Consider the following 17665-nt stretch of genomic DNA (forward strand, 5'->3'; position numbering starts at 1 on the left):
TTTCTTTTCTTATTTATACGGCTTGCACATTTCTTTAAAGTTTAATATGATACTCTTTGTTAACAATTCCTTTCCTCAACGACATTATACTCTGAGCGTGTCCTCTTTTTCCCCGTAAGCTTGCCTCATATTCCCCAGATAAAATCAATGTTTCCAACTGATAGGGTGCGGATTTTTATAGTGAAAAGGAGTCGTTATCATTTGAAAGATTATACGTTACAGCAGCAATGGTTCGGGAATGTCCGTAAAGACATTCTGGCCGGTATTCTGGTTGCTCTCGCTCTGATCCCTGAGGCGATCGGATTTTCAATTATTGCAGGTGTCGATCCGATGGTCGGCCTTTATGCATCATTTTGTATCGCGATTATTATTTCTATCTTCGGCGGCAGACCGGGAATGATTTCAGCCGCTACGGGTTCAATGGCGGTTGTCATGGTGACATTGGTGGCTGATTACGGGCTGCAGTATTTGTTTGCGGCAACCATTTTGACAGGTATTATTCAATTTATTCTTGGTGTCAGTAAGATAGCGAAATTGATGAAATTTATTCCGCGTTCGGTCATGATCGGATTTGTGAATGCTTTGGCGATCTTGATTTTTTCTGCGCAGCTGCCGCAGTTCAAAGGAGCTTCATGGGTCATGTATGCCATGCTTGCCGGATCACTGGCTATCATATATCTATTGCCGAAGGTTACGACGGCTGTGCCGTCTCCGCTGGTGGCGATTATTGTCATGACGATCATTGCGGTGGTCTTCCATGCGGATGTCCGCACGGTCGGTGATATGGGCGGGATCACAAGTTCACTTCCGCATTTCTTGATACCGGATGTTCCGTGGACGTTTGAGACATTGCGGATTATTTTCCCGTATTCTCTGGCGCTTGCTTTCGTCGGATTACTCGAGTCATTGCTGACAGCCCAGATCATTGATGAAATGACGGATACGGATAGTGATAAGAACAAAGAAAGCCGCGGACAAGGCATCGCCAATATTGTGAACGGATTTTTCGGAGGCATGGCCGGATGCGCCATGATCGGCCAGTCTGTCATTAATACGAAAGCCGGCGGACGCGGCCGGTTATCGGCTTTTACGGCCGGAGCGTTTTTAATGTTTTTAATTGCCGTATTAAGCGGTATCGTCGTGAAAATTCCGATGGCTGCGCTGGTGGCCGTGATGGTTATGGTGTCCATCGGCACGTTCGACTGGTCATCGATTAAAGGTTTGCGGAAAGCGCCCCTTACTGATTCGATCGTTATGGTTATTACCGTCGTGACGGTCGTCCTGACAAATGATTTATCAAAGGGTGTCTTCGCGGGTGTGCTGCTAAGCGCGATCTTTTTTACGGCTAAAATTTCTAAGCTGAAGATTGTGTCACATTCCGAACAGAAAGATGTCAGAACTTATAAGGTAACGGGACAGATCTTTTTTGCTTCCGTGTCTGAGCTCATGAATGCCATCGTTTATGATGAAGACGTGAAGCGGATTGTCATTGATTTGACCGACGCCCACGTGTGGGATGATTCGGGAGCGGCGGCTCTTGAGAAAATTGTCGCCAAATGTAAAGAATACGGAATTGAGGCTGAATTAAAGGGATTAAATCAGAAAAGCCGAGATTTAATGAAACAAATGGCATAGAATTTGTGAAGTCCGGATGAATATATCCGGGCTTTTTTTCGGTTAAATTTGCCGGGGTGCATTGTTATAATGAATGAGACTTGAAAACCGTATATAGGAGACTTGCATATGATGTGGCTTCAGAAGTTGAACCAAGTGTTGGGGAGAATCATGCCGCTTTTGACTCCGTCAAGTGTGGCGGCGGGTGTGCTGTTATCTCAGCATATCAGCTGGATGGCCGGCGCTGTGCCGTGGATATTTGCATTTATTACATTTACGGGCAGTCTGAGTGCCAATTTTCATTCGCTGAAGCGCAGTATCGAGAAGCCGCTCCCGATGATCATGGCATTGTTTGTTCTGCATATTTTCATGCCTGTTTTTGCATGGGGAAGCGGCCATCTGATTTTCAGCGGTGACCCTTTAACTGTGACGGGGCTGATTATGGGTGTGGTGATTCCGACCGGAATTACGAGTTTGATTTGGGCTGCGATGTATAAGGGGAATGTCGGATTGACGCTGTCTATTATCCTGGTTGATACCGTGCTTTCTCCTTTTATCGTACCGCTAAGCCTGTCTGTCCTGGCCGGGGCGAATGTTCAGATGGATGTGTGGGGAATGATGAAAGGGCTGGCGGAGATGGTGGTGATTCCATCCATCGCAGGGATGATAGTCAACCAGTTTTCCCCGCCGGTAAGGACTCAGGCAATAAGCCGGTCGCTGTCTCCTTTTTCAAAAATCTGTCTGATGATTGTCATTGCCATTAACAGTTCGGAAATCGCGCCGTATGTCACGCACGTGGATATCAAATTTGCGGGCATCGCTGGCATGGTATTTTTTATTGCCATGACGGGTTATGCCGTGGCATGGCTGATCGGAAGGCTGATGAAGCGGAGCCAGGATGAAATTGTGTCTCTGATTTATACGGGGGGCATGCGCAATATCAGCGCCGGAGCCGTTCTCGCCGTTTCTTTTTTTCCGTCTCAAGTGGCGGTTCCGGTCGTCATCGGGATGCTTTTTCAGCAAATCCTTGCCGCTTTGTTCGGCTATTTGCTGAGACGCTTTGAACTTAAGCCGGTCGTGATGAAGTATGAAAAAAACCGCTCAGCTACGTGAGCGGTTTTTTCCGTACAGCCAGCTTAGTGCTGCATTGAATTGTCGTTTGAATGCTTCTTGATGGTGCACGGCGCCCTCTTCGATCGTGAAAGAGAGCTGAGATTGAGAAAAGCCTTTTTGCTTGAGGCTTTCGTACACGTCTTTATTTAGTCGGATCATGTTGTTTTGGATGTTGTTTTTATGCTCAGCTTCGCGGCTGCCGACAGACATAAAGATACGCCGCCGTGCCGGACGCAAAGATGCGGAGCGGACATAATCTGCTGATTTTTCATACCAGAAGGAACCGGAAATACAACCGATTCTGCCGAATGTTTCAGGCTTTTGGAGCATCGCGTATATCGAAAACAGTCCGCCTAATGACGCGCCGATCAGTCCTCTCGTTTCCAGATGTGCAGAAATGTGATGCATATCTTCAACAGTGGGAATGATGACATTTGTCAGCTCCTCGAGAAAGAGCCTCCCTTTGCCGCCGAAATCATGAAACGCAGGGCTCAGGGAGGGCGCGGGCCACGGCGTGTACTCATCGAGCCTGTCAGCCGGTTTGATGCCGATGAAAATCAATTCGGGAAGTGTTCCGTTCGCAAATTGGGATTCAAGCTTATCCATCTGTTCTAAAAACAAAGAACGCCCGTCCAGTACGTACACACAGGGTAGAGCCCCTGTTTGAACCGAATAGGAGGGAGGAAGATACACAGTGCATTCCTTTCCGTTTATCCGGTGTTCTGTAAGGGTGCCTCTCATGCATCCAGCCCCTTCTTTTGCTTAAACAGAAGAAAAAAGAAATAAGGAACGCCGAGAATCGCAAGAATAATTCCCGCCGGCACTTCTGAAGGCTGAAAGAACAATTTGCCCGCAAAGTCGGCGGATATGACGAGGAGCATACCGACCAATCCGCTGACCGGTAATGAGTATCTGTGCTCAATCCCGGCGAGCCTGCGGGAAATATGGGGCGCGATCAGTCCGACAAATGCCATGCTGCCCGCTGCGGTTACACATGCGCTGATCAAAGCGATGCAGGCAATGAGTAAAATCGTTTTTTCTTTATTGGTTGAAACACCGAGGCTTTTCACCGTGTCCTCATCGAAACGAATGGTATCCAGCAATGACGTTTTCGCCATAAGCAGAGGAATGAACACGATCAGCCACGGAAGGATCGCCGTAATGGTCAACCAGTTTGCCGACCAGATGCTGCCGTTTTTCCAAACCATCGCCATCTCATAATCCTGCGGGTCCATTTTTAATGAAAGAAATAAAGACAGCGCGCTGAATCCGGAATTCATGGCGATCCCGACGAGAATAATTCTGCCCGATTCCAGATGCCCCCGGTGCCAGGCGAAAATATAGATCAGCACGGCCGCCATCAATCCTCCGATGAGGCCGAAGACAGGCATACCCATCGCAGAGGCAAGTGCCGTCGCTTCAGATTGTCCCTGAAACAGAAGCATAAACGTGACGATTCCGGCTCCGGCTCCTGCATTAATGCCCAAAATACCGGGATCGGCAAGACCGTTTTTGGTAATGGCCTGAATAACGGCTCCGGCTATCCCCAACCCGAGTCCGATGGCAGCAGCCATGACAATGCGCGGCAGCCTCAGCTGAAACAGCAAAATGTCATATTGCGGATTCGGATGGATGCGGAAAAGCGTACTGAGCAGTTCACCCGGCTTTGCGGAAAAAGAACCGCTTGTCGTGCTGAAATAGCTTACGAGCAATATGAGAGCAATCAGAATGATATAAATTCCGGCCATTTTACGCACCACGCTGATCCCCTCCTTTTCTTTTAATCAAATAAAGAAAGAAAGGAACACCGATGATAGAAGTGACAACTTCAATAGGCGTCTCAAACGGATAATTGATGAATCGGCTGGCAAGATCGCAAAGGGTCAGGAAGACGCCGCCGATGATGCACGCGCATGGGATCAGCCTGCTGTAGTCCGATCCGACGAGAAAACGTGTAATGTGCGGAACGACCAAACCGACAAATGCAATTTTTCCGGCGAGTGCCACCGAGCTTCCGGTCAATATGACAACGGCCGTCATCGCCATGAGTTTGATGGTTCTTTTCTGCTGTCCCAGACTTTTTGAAATGTCGTCTCCTAATGATACGGCAGTGACCTTTTTGCTGAGAATCATGGCCGTGATGATTCCGATCGCAAAAAACGGGACGGCCAGTTTCAAAAAATCAGGGTTCATTTGATGCAGTCTCGCACTGTACCAAAAACTGAGATCCTGCGAAATTTGAAAATAAATCGAAAGCGCAGCCGACAGACTGCTGAGAAGCATACTTGTCACCGTTCCGATGATGGCAAGCTGCACCGGGGTAAAACCGCCGGGAAGAATGGAGGCCAGCCCGAAAACAAGAGCAGCGCCGAATGCGGAACCGATAAACGAGTATATGATCATTTCAATGGATGTCGATTGAGGGAGCAATACCATGCAAAGGGTGATGATAAAAGCGGAGCCGTCCGACACACCCATGATTGAAGGCGAGGCCAGATAGTTCCGTGTGATTCCCTGCATGAGCGCTCCGGAAACAGCAAGGGCTGCGCCGATAAACATAGCGCCGGCAGCCCTCGGGATTCTTGAATGCCATATGATCTGATGGTCGGTATTCTCCGGATTAAAGTGCAGCAATGCGGAGAACACGGTATGGATGTCAAGCTGCTTTGCGCCGTATAAAACGGAAAGCAGCAGTGACAGAACAATGGCAATCGGTGAAGCAATGATAATCATGTGTGTCCGCCGTTTTGCATACATGTGAAAAACCTACTCTTTATTAGTCTTGAGTCAATTTGTCAGCCGCAACCTGTAAGAAGCTGATTTTACTCCACGCGGTTCCGCCTTGGGCTAACGGATCAATCGTATTGACGTATACATGGTCTTTTTTGACTGCCTTCAGGCTCTTCCAGATCGGATTTTTCTCTAAGTCTTTCAAAGCGTCCGGCTTATCTGCGTTTTCGTCATCAGAGAATTGTACGAAGATATGGTCAGGGTTCATTTCGCTTAATTTTTCAAGAGAAATCAGTTCCTGCGCTTTCGCCGCTTTGACTTCGTCCGGCGCCTTCAGGCCTAAATCACCGTAAAGCGTGGAGTTGAAATATACTTGTTCAGGATAAATATAAATATTGCCTTGTCTGATTCTGATGACCAGCGCGTTTGACTGTTTCGCTTTGCTGTTGATCTTTGTTTTTGTCTTTTTCAGGTCCTGTTCGTAATCTGCGATGATTTTTTTCGCTTTTTTCTCTTTATCTGTAAGCTGGGCGAGCAGCATCATGTTTTCTTTCCAGTTTGATGAGATATGAGAGACAGGGATCGTTTCAGCGGTGCCGCTCAATTTTTTCAGCGTTTTTTCCGGGAATTTGGTTGATGCCAGAATGACGTCCGGCTGCAGCTCAAGAATTTTTTCCATATTCGGCTGCATTTTTTCTCCCGTAGATACGGATTTATCTGTAATATCTTTAAACAGTTCCGGGAATTTGCCGGAGAAAGAAATTGCTCCTGCCGGATGAACGTCAAGCAATTTGGCGTCTTCCATTGATTCTACGCTGCCTGTAATGGCGATTTTGTCAGTCGGCGCTTTGACTTCATATGTTTTTCCGAGATATTCGATTTTCTTTTTATCTGAAGAAGCGTCCTTTCCTTTACTTGCTGTATCAGATGTTTCTGAGCTTCCGCAAGCCGCGGCCGTGAAAGCCAAAAGCAAAATCATGAAAGCGAATGCCAATTTCTTCATCTATTGTTCCTCCTGTTCAATTGATAACTATTATCAATTGGAATTATAGAGAATGAACAGGGATAAGACCATGGATAATTTCCGGCATTACCATGGACGATCTTCGGAAAAAATAGAAATGCTTTGCTCGATCATCCGCTGATGTCCGCTTGGAGAATATTCAATCCACGGGTCAGATGATATAGGAAACACGCGTTTATTGCTGACGGCTCTAAGGTTCTGCCATATCCCGGTCTGCTGAATCCGCTGAAAATAACGAAGCGTTTCCGGTTCTTTACAAGTGAAAAGCATGATGCAGTCAGCCTGGCAATCCGCCAGCATGTCCAAGGAAATCTTTTCGTCAGGAGCAAAAGATTCCGGTTTTGCGGAGGCAAAGCCTAAATCACCGAAGAAGACATCCTCAATACTGTTGTTATGGGCGATGTACATATTTTCTTTATATACACGGACAAATAAGAACCGCTGATGCCGCACGTGTTTCAGAGCATCTTTCGCTGAATGGGCGAGACTTTGATAAGCTTTAAGCCAGTGCCGCGCTTCCTGCTCTTCATTCAAATATGCGGCTGTGCGAAGAAACTGGTCTCTCCAATTTTCTTGAGCCGGAAGGTAAAAAACGTCAGTGATGTCATTCAGGCGCTGTTTTTCTTCTTCACTGACAGAATCAAGACTGAAAATGATGTCCGGGGCAGCTTGGGAAAGCGTGTGCAGGTTCTCTTCCCAATTTGCATTATAGCGGTAAGCACTCAGGTGAACCGGAATATCGGAAGAGAATTGTTTGTAATAATAGGCCGTCCATTTCGGGTGCAGCGCCGCAGCATAAGGCACGTGATGCAGAGGAATCAGATGCCCCATCGTTTCTTTTCCGTACGCGGCCATTTTTGTGCGCCTTTTTTTCATATAGCTTGTGGGTGAGCTGCCGGTACGTTTTTTAAAGATGCGGCTGAAATAAAATTCATCTTGGTAGCCGATTTGATGAGCGATTTCCCGCAGTTTGCAGTTTGCCTTGGCCATCAGTTTTTTCGCATTGGTTATGCGGATGTCTGTGATATATTCAGTTACGCTCTGCCCGTATAGTTTTTTAAAGGTTTCACTGTAATGCTTGGGACTGATTCCCGCCATATGAGCGAGCTGGGTGAGCGTGATTTTTGTGTCGGATTGAGCATGTATGAATTGTTTTGTCTGTTCGATCGCCGCTTTCGTATTATTTTGATGGCATACTTTTGCGGCATAAAGGTCGTACATCAGCTGCTGAAAGTCGGCTGTATATTTCATTTTCTGCAATCTATCCGCCGATCGCGCATTTTCAGAAAGTGACTGAAGCCGGCTTGTCAAATGATCAACCGTTTGTAAATTCATTTGCTGAAGTCCGTGGAAGATGTCTTCCCCGTTATCCGGAAGCATCGCTTCATCATCTGATGAATAGGAGAAAACACGGAGTCTGACGATATACAAATGGACGCCGCCTGACGGTATAGGGGCAATATTGAATGTCTCATCACAAGGACAGATGTAGAGCGTTTCCTTCTGCAGCGGAAAGCTGTCTGTTCCGATATCAATTTGTCCCTCGCCTTTCACATGAAAGATCAATACGGGGGAATCAGTGAGCTGATGCTCTGACAGAAGGTCGGCTGTTTTTTTTACGGAGATGATATCAATGGGCTGAAAGAATAATGTGTTTTTCATGAGAAACCACCTTTTAGGAAACATTCATTTAAATGATAACTGTTATCATTTAAATTGTACCAAATAAATGAATGTTTTCCTATAAAAAGCGGAAATGTGAAATGCGTCAAAATGTTACACGTGTAACACGAATGTTGTCAGTATATGAGGTATTGTTTTCTTAGAGTTTTGAATTGGTCCAGCCGGCGTTGATATGTGCCGGTGATGTCTTCAATGGAAGTGCCTTTTTCTATTTTTTTGCGTACCCAGCCGTTACCGATCAACTTGTCAAAAGAGCCTGTCGGCAAGAATGAAAAGTCATTCGGATATAAGTCATGCATGGTTTTCAGAATGGAAAGCCCTGTTTTTGCCGCTTCAAATGTGTTTCTGTTTGTTACGTAGACTTGTACGCCGTGGCACAGCTTGCCCTGGTGCTTGGAGAAGCTGGGGATAAATGATGCGGCTCTGAAGGTGACGCCCGGAAGCTTGAGACTGTTCAGGCGTTCTTCGAGCTCGGTGCTTTTCATATAAGGCGCGCCGATCAGTTCAAACGGCTTTGTCGTGCCCCTTCCTTCGGATACGTTTGTGCCTTCGATTAGTCCTGTCGCCGAATATGCGAATATGCTGTCCGGAGTCGGGATATTAGGCGAAGGGAGGACGAACGGCAGACCGGTATCTTCAATCGTCATCGTCCGCTTCCAGCGCTTCATTTTTACGACGGTGAGGTCGGCGCCAATATGAAACTCTTTATTGAATAAAAGAGCAAGCTCACCGATCGTCATGCCGTGCCTCAGCGGGATCGGATACAGTCCGACAAATGAAGCGTAATCCGGTTCAAGAACCGGGCCGTCCGGATTTCGTCCGCCTTGCGGATTCGGCCGGTCCAAGACATAAAAAGGAATGCCTTTTTCTTTTGCCGCTTCCATTGCATAGGCCATTGTATAAATGTAGGTGTAGTATCGCGTTCCGACATCCTGAATATCGAAAATCAGTACATCTGTATCTTTCAGCATGTCAGGCGTCGGTTTCCTCGTTTCCCCGTATAGGCTGTAGACGGGAAGCCCTGTTTTTTCGTCTATATAGGATGTGACTTTGTCTCCGGCCTGAGCATCGCCGCGGACACCGTGCTCCGGTCCGAATAATGCGGTCAAGTGGATGTCTGGCGCCTCATACAGCACGTCAACGCTGCTTTTCAATGACGCGTTCACACCGGTCGGGTTGGTGATCAGCCCGACCCTTTTTCCCTTCAGTTCCTGTTTATAATCTTTCAGCAGGCGGTCGATGCCTGTTTGGATGCTTGGTTTCTTGGCGGTATGAAGGTTTCTGTCAGAAGCCGCCGAGACTGCCGTCATAGCACTGATGACGACTAATCCGGCAAGAAGCGCAGCCGTTTGTGTTTTCATGATCAGTCCTCCTGTTTAAAGCGGTTTTCCGGTCTTCAGATTGATACCGAAACCATAAGGATACAGTGTCGTTCCCGGATGCGTGACGGAAGGAATGTCAGCGGGCAGCCTGCCTTGCGGTGTTGTCTGTCCGAATATCGCTTCAATACCTGCCGGAATGTTTGGCTGGAGAAATTGTCCGTCTGTATATCCTTTAAAGCCGTAGACTGCCATAAGGGCTTCAGCTTCTTCAAAGTTCGCAGCGTCATATGGATTACGCAGGCTCATCAGCACAAAGGGTTTTTGGTTCGATTGTGCGGCTTTCATGACGGCCCGCGGAAATGCAGTCGTCCACTTGCCGGGATCTGTAACGGAATCGTCAATCACGCCGTCGTTTACGACAGGATCATTTTTCACAACATATGAGCCTGTAATCACGTAATCAGCGTCAGATATCTGCTTTTTGTGTTCATCATGAAATGTGCGTTCGGCGAAGTTCATTTTACTGATGGTTACCGGCCGGATTTTTTTCTTCTTGATGAGCTGCCGAATGGTTTGTTCCATTGACGCTGTTTGATCTTCATATGGAGCTGCAATGAGAACGCGGCTGTTCTTTTTCGGTTTGAATGGGAGGGTGCGGTTTTTGTTTTGTAAGACGGTGACGGACCTTTCCGCGATTTGTTTTTCAGCTTTCAGGTGATTTTTGCTGCCGACGGTTTTCTTTGCTTTTGCAATCTTCTTTTTCAGATTTGTCTCTTTCGGTGCGGGATATATCCCTCGTTTTATTTTCAGGGAAATGATGCGTTCCGCCGATTTGTTAATTTGCTGCAGCGGAATATCCCCTTTTTGTACTGCCTTTTTTAAAGCGGAATGAACCCGGGCAAAGCGGTTTTCCGTTTGCAGCGATGTCACTTGGGCCGGCATCAGGGCAATATCGACGCCTGCTTTTACGGCCATGACGACCGCCTCTTCCTGGCCGAAATGATCGGCAATGGCTTTCATATTTAATGCATCCGTGACGATGACGCCGTTAAAGCCCATTTCCTCACGGAGAAGATGAGTCATCACTTTTTTCGAGAGCGTGGCGGGTACGAGGATGTCTGAACCGTCCAGCTTGCTTTTATAGGTTGTATCGTCAAACGCGGGAAATTGCACATGGGCTGTCATGATCATATCAGCTCCGGCCTGAATGGCCTTCCGGAACGGATAAAGTTCAATCTGACGCAGCCTTTCTTGATTGTGGGTGACAAGCGGAAGGCCGTAGTGGCTGTCGACATCCGTGTCGCCGTGTCCCGGGAAATGTTTGACGGCGGCAGCGACATCCTGCTTTTGCTGAGCCTTTATTGAGGCAAGACCGAGTGAAGCTGTCAGATCTCGGTCTGAACTGAACGACCTGACGCCGATGACAGGGTTTCCGGGATTATTATTGATATCGAGAACGGGAGCGAAGTTCGTATTAATGCCCAGTGCTTTCAGTTCTTTCCCGATAATGGCGCCGGTCTGGGACGCGTAGGCTGTTTTTCTAGCGGCTCCGAGCGCCATATTGCCTGGGAAATGAGTGCCCTCACCAAGTCTGGTTACGATGCCGCCCTCCTGATCAATGCTTAATAATAGCGGAATGTCAGGGCTCGCCTTTTGAAAGGCATCTGTCAGGCGTACCGTTTGTTCAGTGTTTTTTACATTTTCTGCAAATAAGATAACGCCGCCGAACCGGTACTTTTGAATAAGCCCTGCGACTTCGTCATTCATTTTGGTAAGAGCCTCAGGTGATGACTGCCCCTTTTTTTGCCAATTGCGAAAATCAGGCATGAGCATCTGCCCTAATTTTTCATCTAATGTCATACGGGATACCGCTTGTTCCGCCTGTGACGGAATGTCCGGTTTTGTCGATGCATGATGCGTGCCGAAAACAATGAACAACAGTAATACAGCTGAGATGACAAGTTTCATGATGGTGCCCTCCTGCCGTCATAGTTTGGACAAAAGACATGGGTTGTCATTCAATGGCTTCATAAATCGTTTTTATGACGCTGCCGTAGCTTCCGGTCGGAAAAAGATCCCCTTCAAAAACATTCGGGTTTTCACCGGGACTGACGACGGGGGAATGCTTTTTATTGGTCAAAAGTGCGATCCCCAGCTTATAAGCGGGATCAATAATCGTGACGGTGCCGGTCCATCCCGTATGGCCGTATGCCTGCCTGCTTGCATAAGGGCCGAACATCCACTCCATATCCAGGCTGCCGTTTTTCCGCCAGCCGAGAGCGAAAGTCGGATCAGAGGATGCCGCCGTTGTGAACAAATCGGCCGTTCTTTTATTGAAGAGAGAAACGTGTTTATAACTGCCTCCGTTCAGCATGACTTGAAGAAGGACGGCCATGTCGTCAGCTCTGGAAAACAGCCCGGCGTGACCGGACACCCCTCCCATTGAGTAAAATGCTTTTTCATCGTGAACTTCCCCCTGCAGCGTATACGTCCTGATGTGAGGAAAATGGATGACTCCGTCACGTGTGTTGCCTAAACGTTCAGTAGCTGCGAATGCTTTTTCTTTAAAGCCTTTTTGCAGCGGATTGAACAGTGTGTGCGTCAGTTTCAGCGGTTTGTACAGTTCTTGTTCCGCATAGGCATCAAGGGTTTTTCCGGTTATGTTTTCAATGATGCAGCCGAGAAGCATGTAACCGATATCGCTGTATACGTGTTTTGTTCCCGGTTTGTATGCAAGCGGGATTTGAGTGAGAAAACGGATCGTTTTATCCCGTTCTTGTGAATACAAAGGGCCTGCGGTGTCCGGCTGATAGAAATAAAAGCTTGCCGGCAGACCGGATTGATGCTGGAGCACATCGATGACGCGAATGCGGTCTTTTTCTTGAATCGGATCGCTTTTTCTGTCTTTGAAATCAGGAAGGTAAGCCGAGACTTTTTGATACACATCAAGCTTTCCCTGGCTGACGAGTCGCTGTAATGCAAAATTCGCCGCGTACATTTTTGTATTGGAAGCTAGATCAAACATGGTTGATGTTTTCATTTTTTTCGGACGGGATAAAAGGGTGTTCCCGTCATATTTTTTGCTGTAGCCGTATGCTTTCTTTTTGATCACCCGTCCGTCCTTTACGACGACGAGGACGGCTCCGGGGAATCCTTCTGCGATGTCTTTTTCAATCATTTGATCAACCTTTCTGAGCTTTGCTGCGTCGTATAATTTGGATTGGGCTTCGGCTTTGTGCTGCGGCAGAAAAGAGAGGCTGATGACCATTGTGAGTATGGCGGCTGTCAGTGTTTTCATATTCTGATCCCTCCCGGTTTAGTCAAATTCAGCAGCCATTTCATCCTTAAATCCGAACGCATAAGTGAAGACAAAGCCCGCCGCGTAAGAGATGAAGAGACCGATGATATACAAAACGATTTGAGCCGGCTGTACGAGAAACGAGAGCGGAAGGCCGGAGACACCGATTGAAAAAGTAGCCACCTGAAAATGGGCTTGAAAGGCGCCGCCGATTCCCGCCCCTAAACACGCCGTCAAAAACGGCCGGCCGAGCGGGAGCGTGACGCCGAAGATGAGCGGCTCTCCGATTCCGAGCAGACCGGATGGAAGTCCGCCGCCGATCGCTCTTTTCAATGAGGCTTTTTTTGTTTTCATAAAGATGGCGAAGGCCGCCCCTACCTGACCCGCGCCTCCCATCGCGAGAATCGGAAGAAGCGGGTCATCTCCGATTGATCGGATTAATTCCAAATGTACGGGGGTCAAGCCTTGATGCAGGCCGGTGACGACAAGCGGCAGGAAGGCGGCTCCCAGTACAAACCCTGAGAGCACTCCCCCGACATTCAGCAGCGACAATAAACCTGATGTAATGAGATCAGAAATAAAACCGCCTGCAGGGATAAAAACGACATATGTCACCAGCCCGGTGATAAGTAAAGACAATGTAGGCGTGACGATAATGTCGATGGATTGATGGACGTACTTTCTGATAAACCGTTCGGTATAAGCGATAAAAACCGCAGCGAAAAGAACGCCGATTAATCCTCCCCTGCCAGGGAGCAGATTCTCTCCGAACAAACTGATATTGGCGATCTCAGGGTTAAGGATCAATATGCCCGCAAGGCCGCCCATCGCAGGTGTCCCGCCGAATTCCTTCGCCGCATTGATGCCGACAAGGACGCCGAGGTAAGCGAATAAGCCTGAACCGATAACCGTTAAAATAAGTGCGATTTGGGATTCTTTCGGGAGCCAGCCGGCCTGAATGACGGCTTTCGTAATACCGGTGATTAAACCTGATGCAATGAGTGCGGGAATAAGGGGAATGAAGATGCTTGATATTTTTCTCAGAAACAGTCTGATGGGTGTGGTGTTTTTTCTGTTGAGATCGGCTTTTTTCCGTGAGGCGGCTTCTTTTAAATCAATGTTTTTTCCGGATGGCATAAGTTTTGCGAAAGCGTCGGCGACATGATTGACGACACCCGTGCCGAGAATGATCTGCAGTGTTTCGGCTTCGACGACGCCTATTACCCCGTCAAGCTGTTTCAGCGCTTCAATATCCGTTTTGTCCCGATCTAAAGGTGTAATCCTCAGGCGTGTCATACAGTGGGTAAAGCCTGAAATATTCGATGAACCGCCGCAATTGTCCAGGATATCTTTGGCCAGTGACTGATAAAATGCCTCTTTGCTCATGGAGATCCTCCTTTTTCCGTGCGATTTTTCCCGGGGAGCTGTGCCTGAAACGCGTCCTAAAAGCGCCTGCGCCGATCATGAAAACGGCGCGGGCTCGTAAAAGCACATTATTTTTCACCAAAGAACGATCAGCGTTCTTTTTCCTTTGAAACGTGCTGTTCAATGGCTTTGTCAATGAAGCCGTCTGCTTCTTTGAGCAGTGCCTTCGCGTGTGTTTCGTCTGAATTCGTCTTCAGCATGACGATTGCCGTTTTGACATGGCTGCCTGCGGCCTCAAGCGTTTCTTTTGCCTTGTCGTACGGAACGCCCGTGATGCTTTGGATAATGCCGATTGCGCGTTCTTTCAATTTTTCGTTGCTGACATGAACGTCCACCATTAAATTTTCGTACACTTTGCCGCTTTTGATCATCACGGCCGTGGAAATCATGTTCAGAATCATTTTATGTGCCGTCGCCGCTTTCATTCGTGTTGACCCTGTAATCACTTCGGGGCCGACGACGACTTCAATGCTGTGATCGGCATAAGTGCTGATCAATGAGTGTTTATTGCATGTGAGCGCGACGGTTTTGGCGCCGATTGTTTTTGCGTATTTCAGCGCACCGGCCGCATACGGCGTGCGCCCGCTTGCCGCGATGGCGATTACGGTGTCTTCTGCGGTAAGCCCAATCGTTTTGAGATCGAGAGCGCCGGTTTCCTCGCTGTCTTCTATACCTTCAGCCGCTTGCAAAAAGGCGTCTGCTCCTCCGGCCATCAGACCGATGACGGTGTCGGGACTTACGCTGTATGTAGGCGGGCATTCAACCGCATCCAGTACACCGAGTCTGCCGCTTGTGCCCGCTCCCGCATAAATCAGCCTGCCGTTTCGCCGTAATGATTGATGGGCGAATTGAACGGCAATCTGAATATCGGGCAGCACCTGCTGAACGGCTTCAGCCACTTTGAAATCCTCTTCGTTAATGATGCGGAGAATTTCCATCGTGTCTGCTTGATGGATTGAAGCGGTCTGCGGATTTCTGGTTTCTGTGGTCAATCTGTGAATGTTAAGCCGGTCTGTCATGATTGTACCCTCCCAAGTCGTTAATACTTGAAGTATATGGGCTTCTGAATAGATGTTTCAAGAAAAATCGGCAGGGGTGAGATGAATAATCAAGCGCTTTCACAAAAAATGATGCAGAATGTGCTGTTCACCGATGGGGCCGATCCTGCGACGACCTTTATCAATAAAACCGGAAGACCGGTACAGGTTCTTTGCACGATGATTGCGATGGTTTACAGCAAGCACGATTTCATCACACCAAGGAAAGTAATTTGCGACAAAAGCGGGGAGCTGCAGCATCGCTTGTTTGGCATAACCTTTTCCCTGATGCGGCGCATGTAAGGACAGCGCACTCAGCAAAATGGCAGACACATTGTTCGAATACGGGGCAATGGTTTCTTTTGAGGTATGTAAAATAAAAAAACCGACGGGGCGGTCTTCTTTTAAAATGACTGTCGGGTAGCGATCCCGGATGACAAGAGCCTGCGGCAGTACATCCTTCGGGAGAGCTGTGAACTTTTTATCTTCTTCACTCAGCACAAACCCGTTCAGTCCGTCTGCATGCTCCGGTTTATAAAAGGACAGGGCTACATCCATGATATCTACTCTCCTTTTTTATAATTGATCCAATTCATCTTCTGATAGAACACGGCAGCCTGCCCGTTTTAAAAGAGCGGAAGTGATGCCGTCTCCGATTATTTTTTTTCCTGAGAAAGTGCCGTCATAGATAAAGCTGCTGCCGCAGGACGGACTGTTTTCTTTAAGGATGACCGTTGCGGCGCCTATTTCTTTTGCGTATGCTAACGTTTTTTCCGCGCCATCCATATATAAAGCCGTAACGTCTTCGCCTGATGCCGTTACGATTCTTGCTGTTCCGTTCAGCACGTCTTCGCCCGTGCCGCCGATGATTTCCGCCGGTTCGCGGGGAGTGGTGAAGCCGCCCAAAAGTTCGGGGCAGACCATAACAGCTTTCTTTTCTTCTACGAGTCTGCGGATTTTTTCCGAAGCGGCGTGAGAGCCGTTATACCTGCATTCGATACCGCCGAGACAAGAGCTGACTAAGATCATCTGTGTCCATTCCCTTCAATATTTTGATACTTTCATCATAAATGAAATAAGAGAGGAGGGATGAGTTTTTCAGTTAAAAAACGGGTAAAAAAGTTTGAAAATAAAAAAAATAATTTTTCTCTTTACAAATGGGGTACAACCTGTATATAATAACTTTTGTCAGCTCGACGCGGACACAACGGCCCGTTGGTCAAGCGGTTAAGACACCGCCCTTTCACGGCGGTAACACGGGTTCGAATCCCGTACGGGTCATATGGAGGATTAGCTCAGCTGGGAGAGCATCTGCCTTACAAGCAGAGGGTCGGCGGTTCGAGCCCGTCATCCTCCACCATATTTGCCGGCCTAGCTCAATTGGTAGAGCAACTGACTTGTAATCAGTAGGTTGGGGGTTCAAGTCCTCTGGCCGGCACTGTTTTTCAAAAAAATACGGAGGGGTAGCGAAGTGGCTAAACGCGGCGGACTGTAAATCCGCTCCCTCAGGGTTCGGCAGTTCGAATCTGCCCCCCTCCACCATTTTTGGGCTATAGCCAAGCGGTAAGGCAACGGACTTTGACTCCGTCATGCGTTGGTTCGAATCCAGCTAGCCCAGTCTCAGACACCTTTTGCAAAAAGGTGTCTTTTTTTTATCAGCATTTTGTTTCGATTTCTGATTGTTCATCAGATATACTATTTTTAAGCTGCTGTTAAGGCAGTATATTCTGTATTTTCCATCTACACCCTGCCTGAAATTTGGTAAAATAAATGTAATAAAAAAAATGAAACCTTTTAAAACAATCAACGTATAGATACAGACCGGTGAAGGGCAGAGGTAAGATAAAACATGGAAAACCTGATTAAAAAAAGAATCAAGCAAGTCAAAAAAGGCGATCAAAATGCGTTTGCAGAAATCGTTGACCTTTATAAAGATAAGATTTACCAGCTTTGCTACCGCATGCTCGGCAATGTTCACGAAGCGGAAGATATTGCGCAGGAAGCTTTTATCAGAGCGTATGTCAATATCGACAGTTTCGATATCAACAGAAAGTTTTCAACGTGGCTTTACAGAATTGCGACCAACCTGACCATTGACCGCATCCGCAAGAAAAAGCCTGATTACTATCTGGACGCAGAAGTAGCGGGAACAGAAGGGCTGACGATGTATTCGCAGATCGCCGCGGACGGGGTTCTCCCTGAAGACGCCGTATTGTCATTGGAGCTGTCGGACACAATTCAGAAAAAGATTTTAAAGCTGCCTGACAAGTACAGAACGGTTATTGTATTAAAGTATATTGACGAACTCTCTTTAATTGAAATCGGGGAGATTCTGAATATCCCTGTCGGCACCGTCAAGACAAGGATACACAGAGGCAGAGAGGCTCTTAGAAAACAATTGAGGGATCTTTAAGTGGGG

General features: G+C 47.6%; 15 protein-coding genes and 5 tRNA genes. 8 read left to right on the forward strand and 12 right to left on the reverse strand.

What is annotated here, in order from left to right; translation table 11 throughout:
• The first annotated feature begins 201 nt into the window (after positions 1–201).
• The gene (locus NYE68_RS01410; protein WP_014720647.1) at positions 202–1635 is read left to right on the forward strand and encodes a SulP family inorganic anion transporter; all 1434 of its coding nucleotides are present in this window, start codon (positions 202–204) and stop codon (positions 1633–1635) included.
• 150 nt (positions 1636–1785) lie between these two features.
• Positions 1786–2727, forward strand: coding sequence for a bile acid:sodium symporter family protein (locus tag NYE68_RS01415; RefSeq protein WP_094031904.1), 942 nt, complete (start codon positions 1786–1788; stop codon positions 2725–2727).
• Here NYE68_RS01415 and NYE68_RS01420 read toward each other — a convergent pair.
• The 12 genes from NYE68_RS01420 to NYE68_RS01475 all read right to left on the reverse strand — a co-directional run bounded on the left by NYE68_RS01420 (position 2716) and on the right by NYE68_RS01475 (position 16275).
• Positions 2716–3468 carry an alpha/beta hydrolase-fold protein gene (locus NYE68_RS01420; protein ID WP_324636174.1) on the reverse strand — a complete coding sequence of 251 codons (753 nt, stop codon included), beginning with the start codon at positions 3466–3468 and terminating at the stop codon, positions 2716–2718. The genes NYE68_RS01415 and NYE68_RS01420 overlap by 12 nt on opposite strands.
• Positions 3465–4475, reverse strand: coding sequence for an iron ABC transporter permease FeuC (feuC, locus tag NYE68_RS01425; protein WP_174532764.1), 1011 nt, complete (start codon positions 4473–4475; stop codon positions 3465–3467). The genes NYE68_RS01420 and feuC overlap by 4 nt, the downstream gene beginning before the upstream one ends.
• Before the next feature lies 1 nt (position 4476).
• Complete coding sequence (locus NYE68_RS01430; RefSeq protein WP_040238607.1) at positions 4477–5484, reverse strand: iron ABC transporter permease; 1008 nt, start codon at positions 5482–5484, stop codon at positions 4477–4479.
• A 19-nt stretch (positions 5485–5503) separates the two neighbouring features.
• Positions 5504–6460 (reverse strand): ABC transporter substrate-binding protein, encoded by a 957-nt coding sequence (locus NYE68_RS01435; protein WP_003156778.1) that lies wholly within the window; start codon positions 6458–6460, stop codon positions 5504–5506.
• Positions 6461–6547: 87 nt separating this feature from the next.
• Complete coding sequence (locus NYE68_RS01440) at positions 6548–8143, reverse strand: helix-turn-helix domain-containing protein (protein WP_324636173.1); 1596 nt, start codon at positions 8141–8143, stop codon at positions 6548–6550.
• Positions 8144–8280: 137 nt separating this feature from the next.
• A complete protein-coding gene (locus tag NYE68_RS01445) occupies positions 8281–9525 on the reverse strand; it encodes a DUF1343 domain-containing protein (protein ID WP_015416689.1) in 1245 nt (414 codons plus the stop codon).
• A 15-nt stretch (positions 9526–9540) separates the two neighbouring features.
• Positions 9541–11454 (reverse strand): glycoside hydrolase family 3 protein, encoded by a 1914-nt coding sequence (locus NYE68_RS01450; protein WP_015416690.1) that lies wholly within the window; start codon positions 11452–11454, stop codon positions 9541–9543.
• Between the two features lie 46 nt (positions 11455–11500).
• Complete coding sequence (pbp4b, locus tag NYE68_RS01455) at positions 11501–12784, reverse strand: penicillin binding protein PBP4B (RefSeq protein ID WP_324636172.1); 1284 nt, start codon at positions 12782–12784, stop codon at positions 11501–11503.
• A gap of 18 nt (positions 12785–12802) precedes the next feature.
• Complete coding sequence (locus NYE68_RS01460) at positions 12803–14170, reverse strand: PTS transporter subunit EIIC (RefSeq protein ID WP_015416692.1); 1368 nt, start codon at positions 14168–14170, stop codon at positions 12803–12805.
• A gap of 128 nt (positions 14171–14298) precedes the next feature.
• Complete coding sequence (gene murQ, locus NYE68_RS01465) at positions 14299–15228, reverse strand: N-acetylmuramic acid 6-phosphate etherase (protein ID WP_015416693.1); 930 nt, start codon at positions 15226–15228, stop codon at positions 14299–14301.
• Positions 15229–15327: 99 nt separating this feature from the next.
• Entirely contained in the window at positions 15328–15804 is a 477-nt protein-coding gene (locus NYE68_RS01470; protein ID WP_015239057.1) for a GNAT family N-acetyltransferase, read from the reverse strand.
• An 18-nt stretch (positions 15805–15822) separates the two neighbouring features.
• On the reverse strand, positions 15823–16275 hold the full coding sequence (locus NYE68_RS01475) for a DUF523 domain-containing protein (RefSeq protein ID WP_007408014.1): 453 nt from the start codon (positions 16273–16275) through the stop codon (positions 15823–15825).
• Between the two features lie 180 nt (positions 16276–16455).
• On the opposite strand from NYE68_RS01475, the gene NYE68_RS01480 reads away from it, so the two are divergent.
• From NYE68_RS01480 to sigW, 6 genes are all read left to right on the forward strand, one after another.
• Positions 16456–16527 (forward strand) — tRNA-Glu (locus NYE68_RS01480).
• 3 nt (positions 16528–16530) lie between these two features.
• Positions 16531–16606 (forward strand) — tRNA-Val (locus tag NYE68_RS01485).
• Positions 16607–16611: 5 nt separating this feature from the next.
• A tRNA-Thr gene (locus NYE68_RS01490) sits at positions 16612–16684 on the forward strand.
• Between the two features lie 19 nt (positions 16685–16703).
• Positions 16704–16788: transfer RNA gene (locus NYE68_RS01495), tRNA-Tyr, on the forward strand.
• 4 nt (positions 16789–16792) lie between these two features.
• Positions 16793–16864: transfer RNA gene (locus NYE68_RS01500), tRNA-Gln, on the forward strand.
• Positions 16865–17095: 231 nt separating this feature from the next.
• Complete coding sequence (gene sigW, locus NYE68_RS01505; RefSeq protein ID WP_039252930.1) at positions 17096–17659, forward strand: RNA polymerase sigma factor SigW; 564 nt, start codon at positions 17096–17098, stop codon at positions 17657–17659.
• Positions 17660–17665 lie beyond the last annotated feature (6 nt).

Origin of the sequence: Bacillus sp. FSL R5-0447, from assembly GCF_038606125.1 — a bacterium.
Taxonomy (GTDB): Bacteria; Bacillota; Bacilli; order Bacillales; family Bacillaceae; genus Bacillus; species Bacillus velezensis.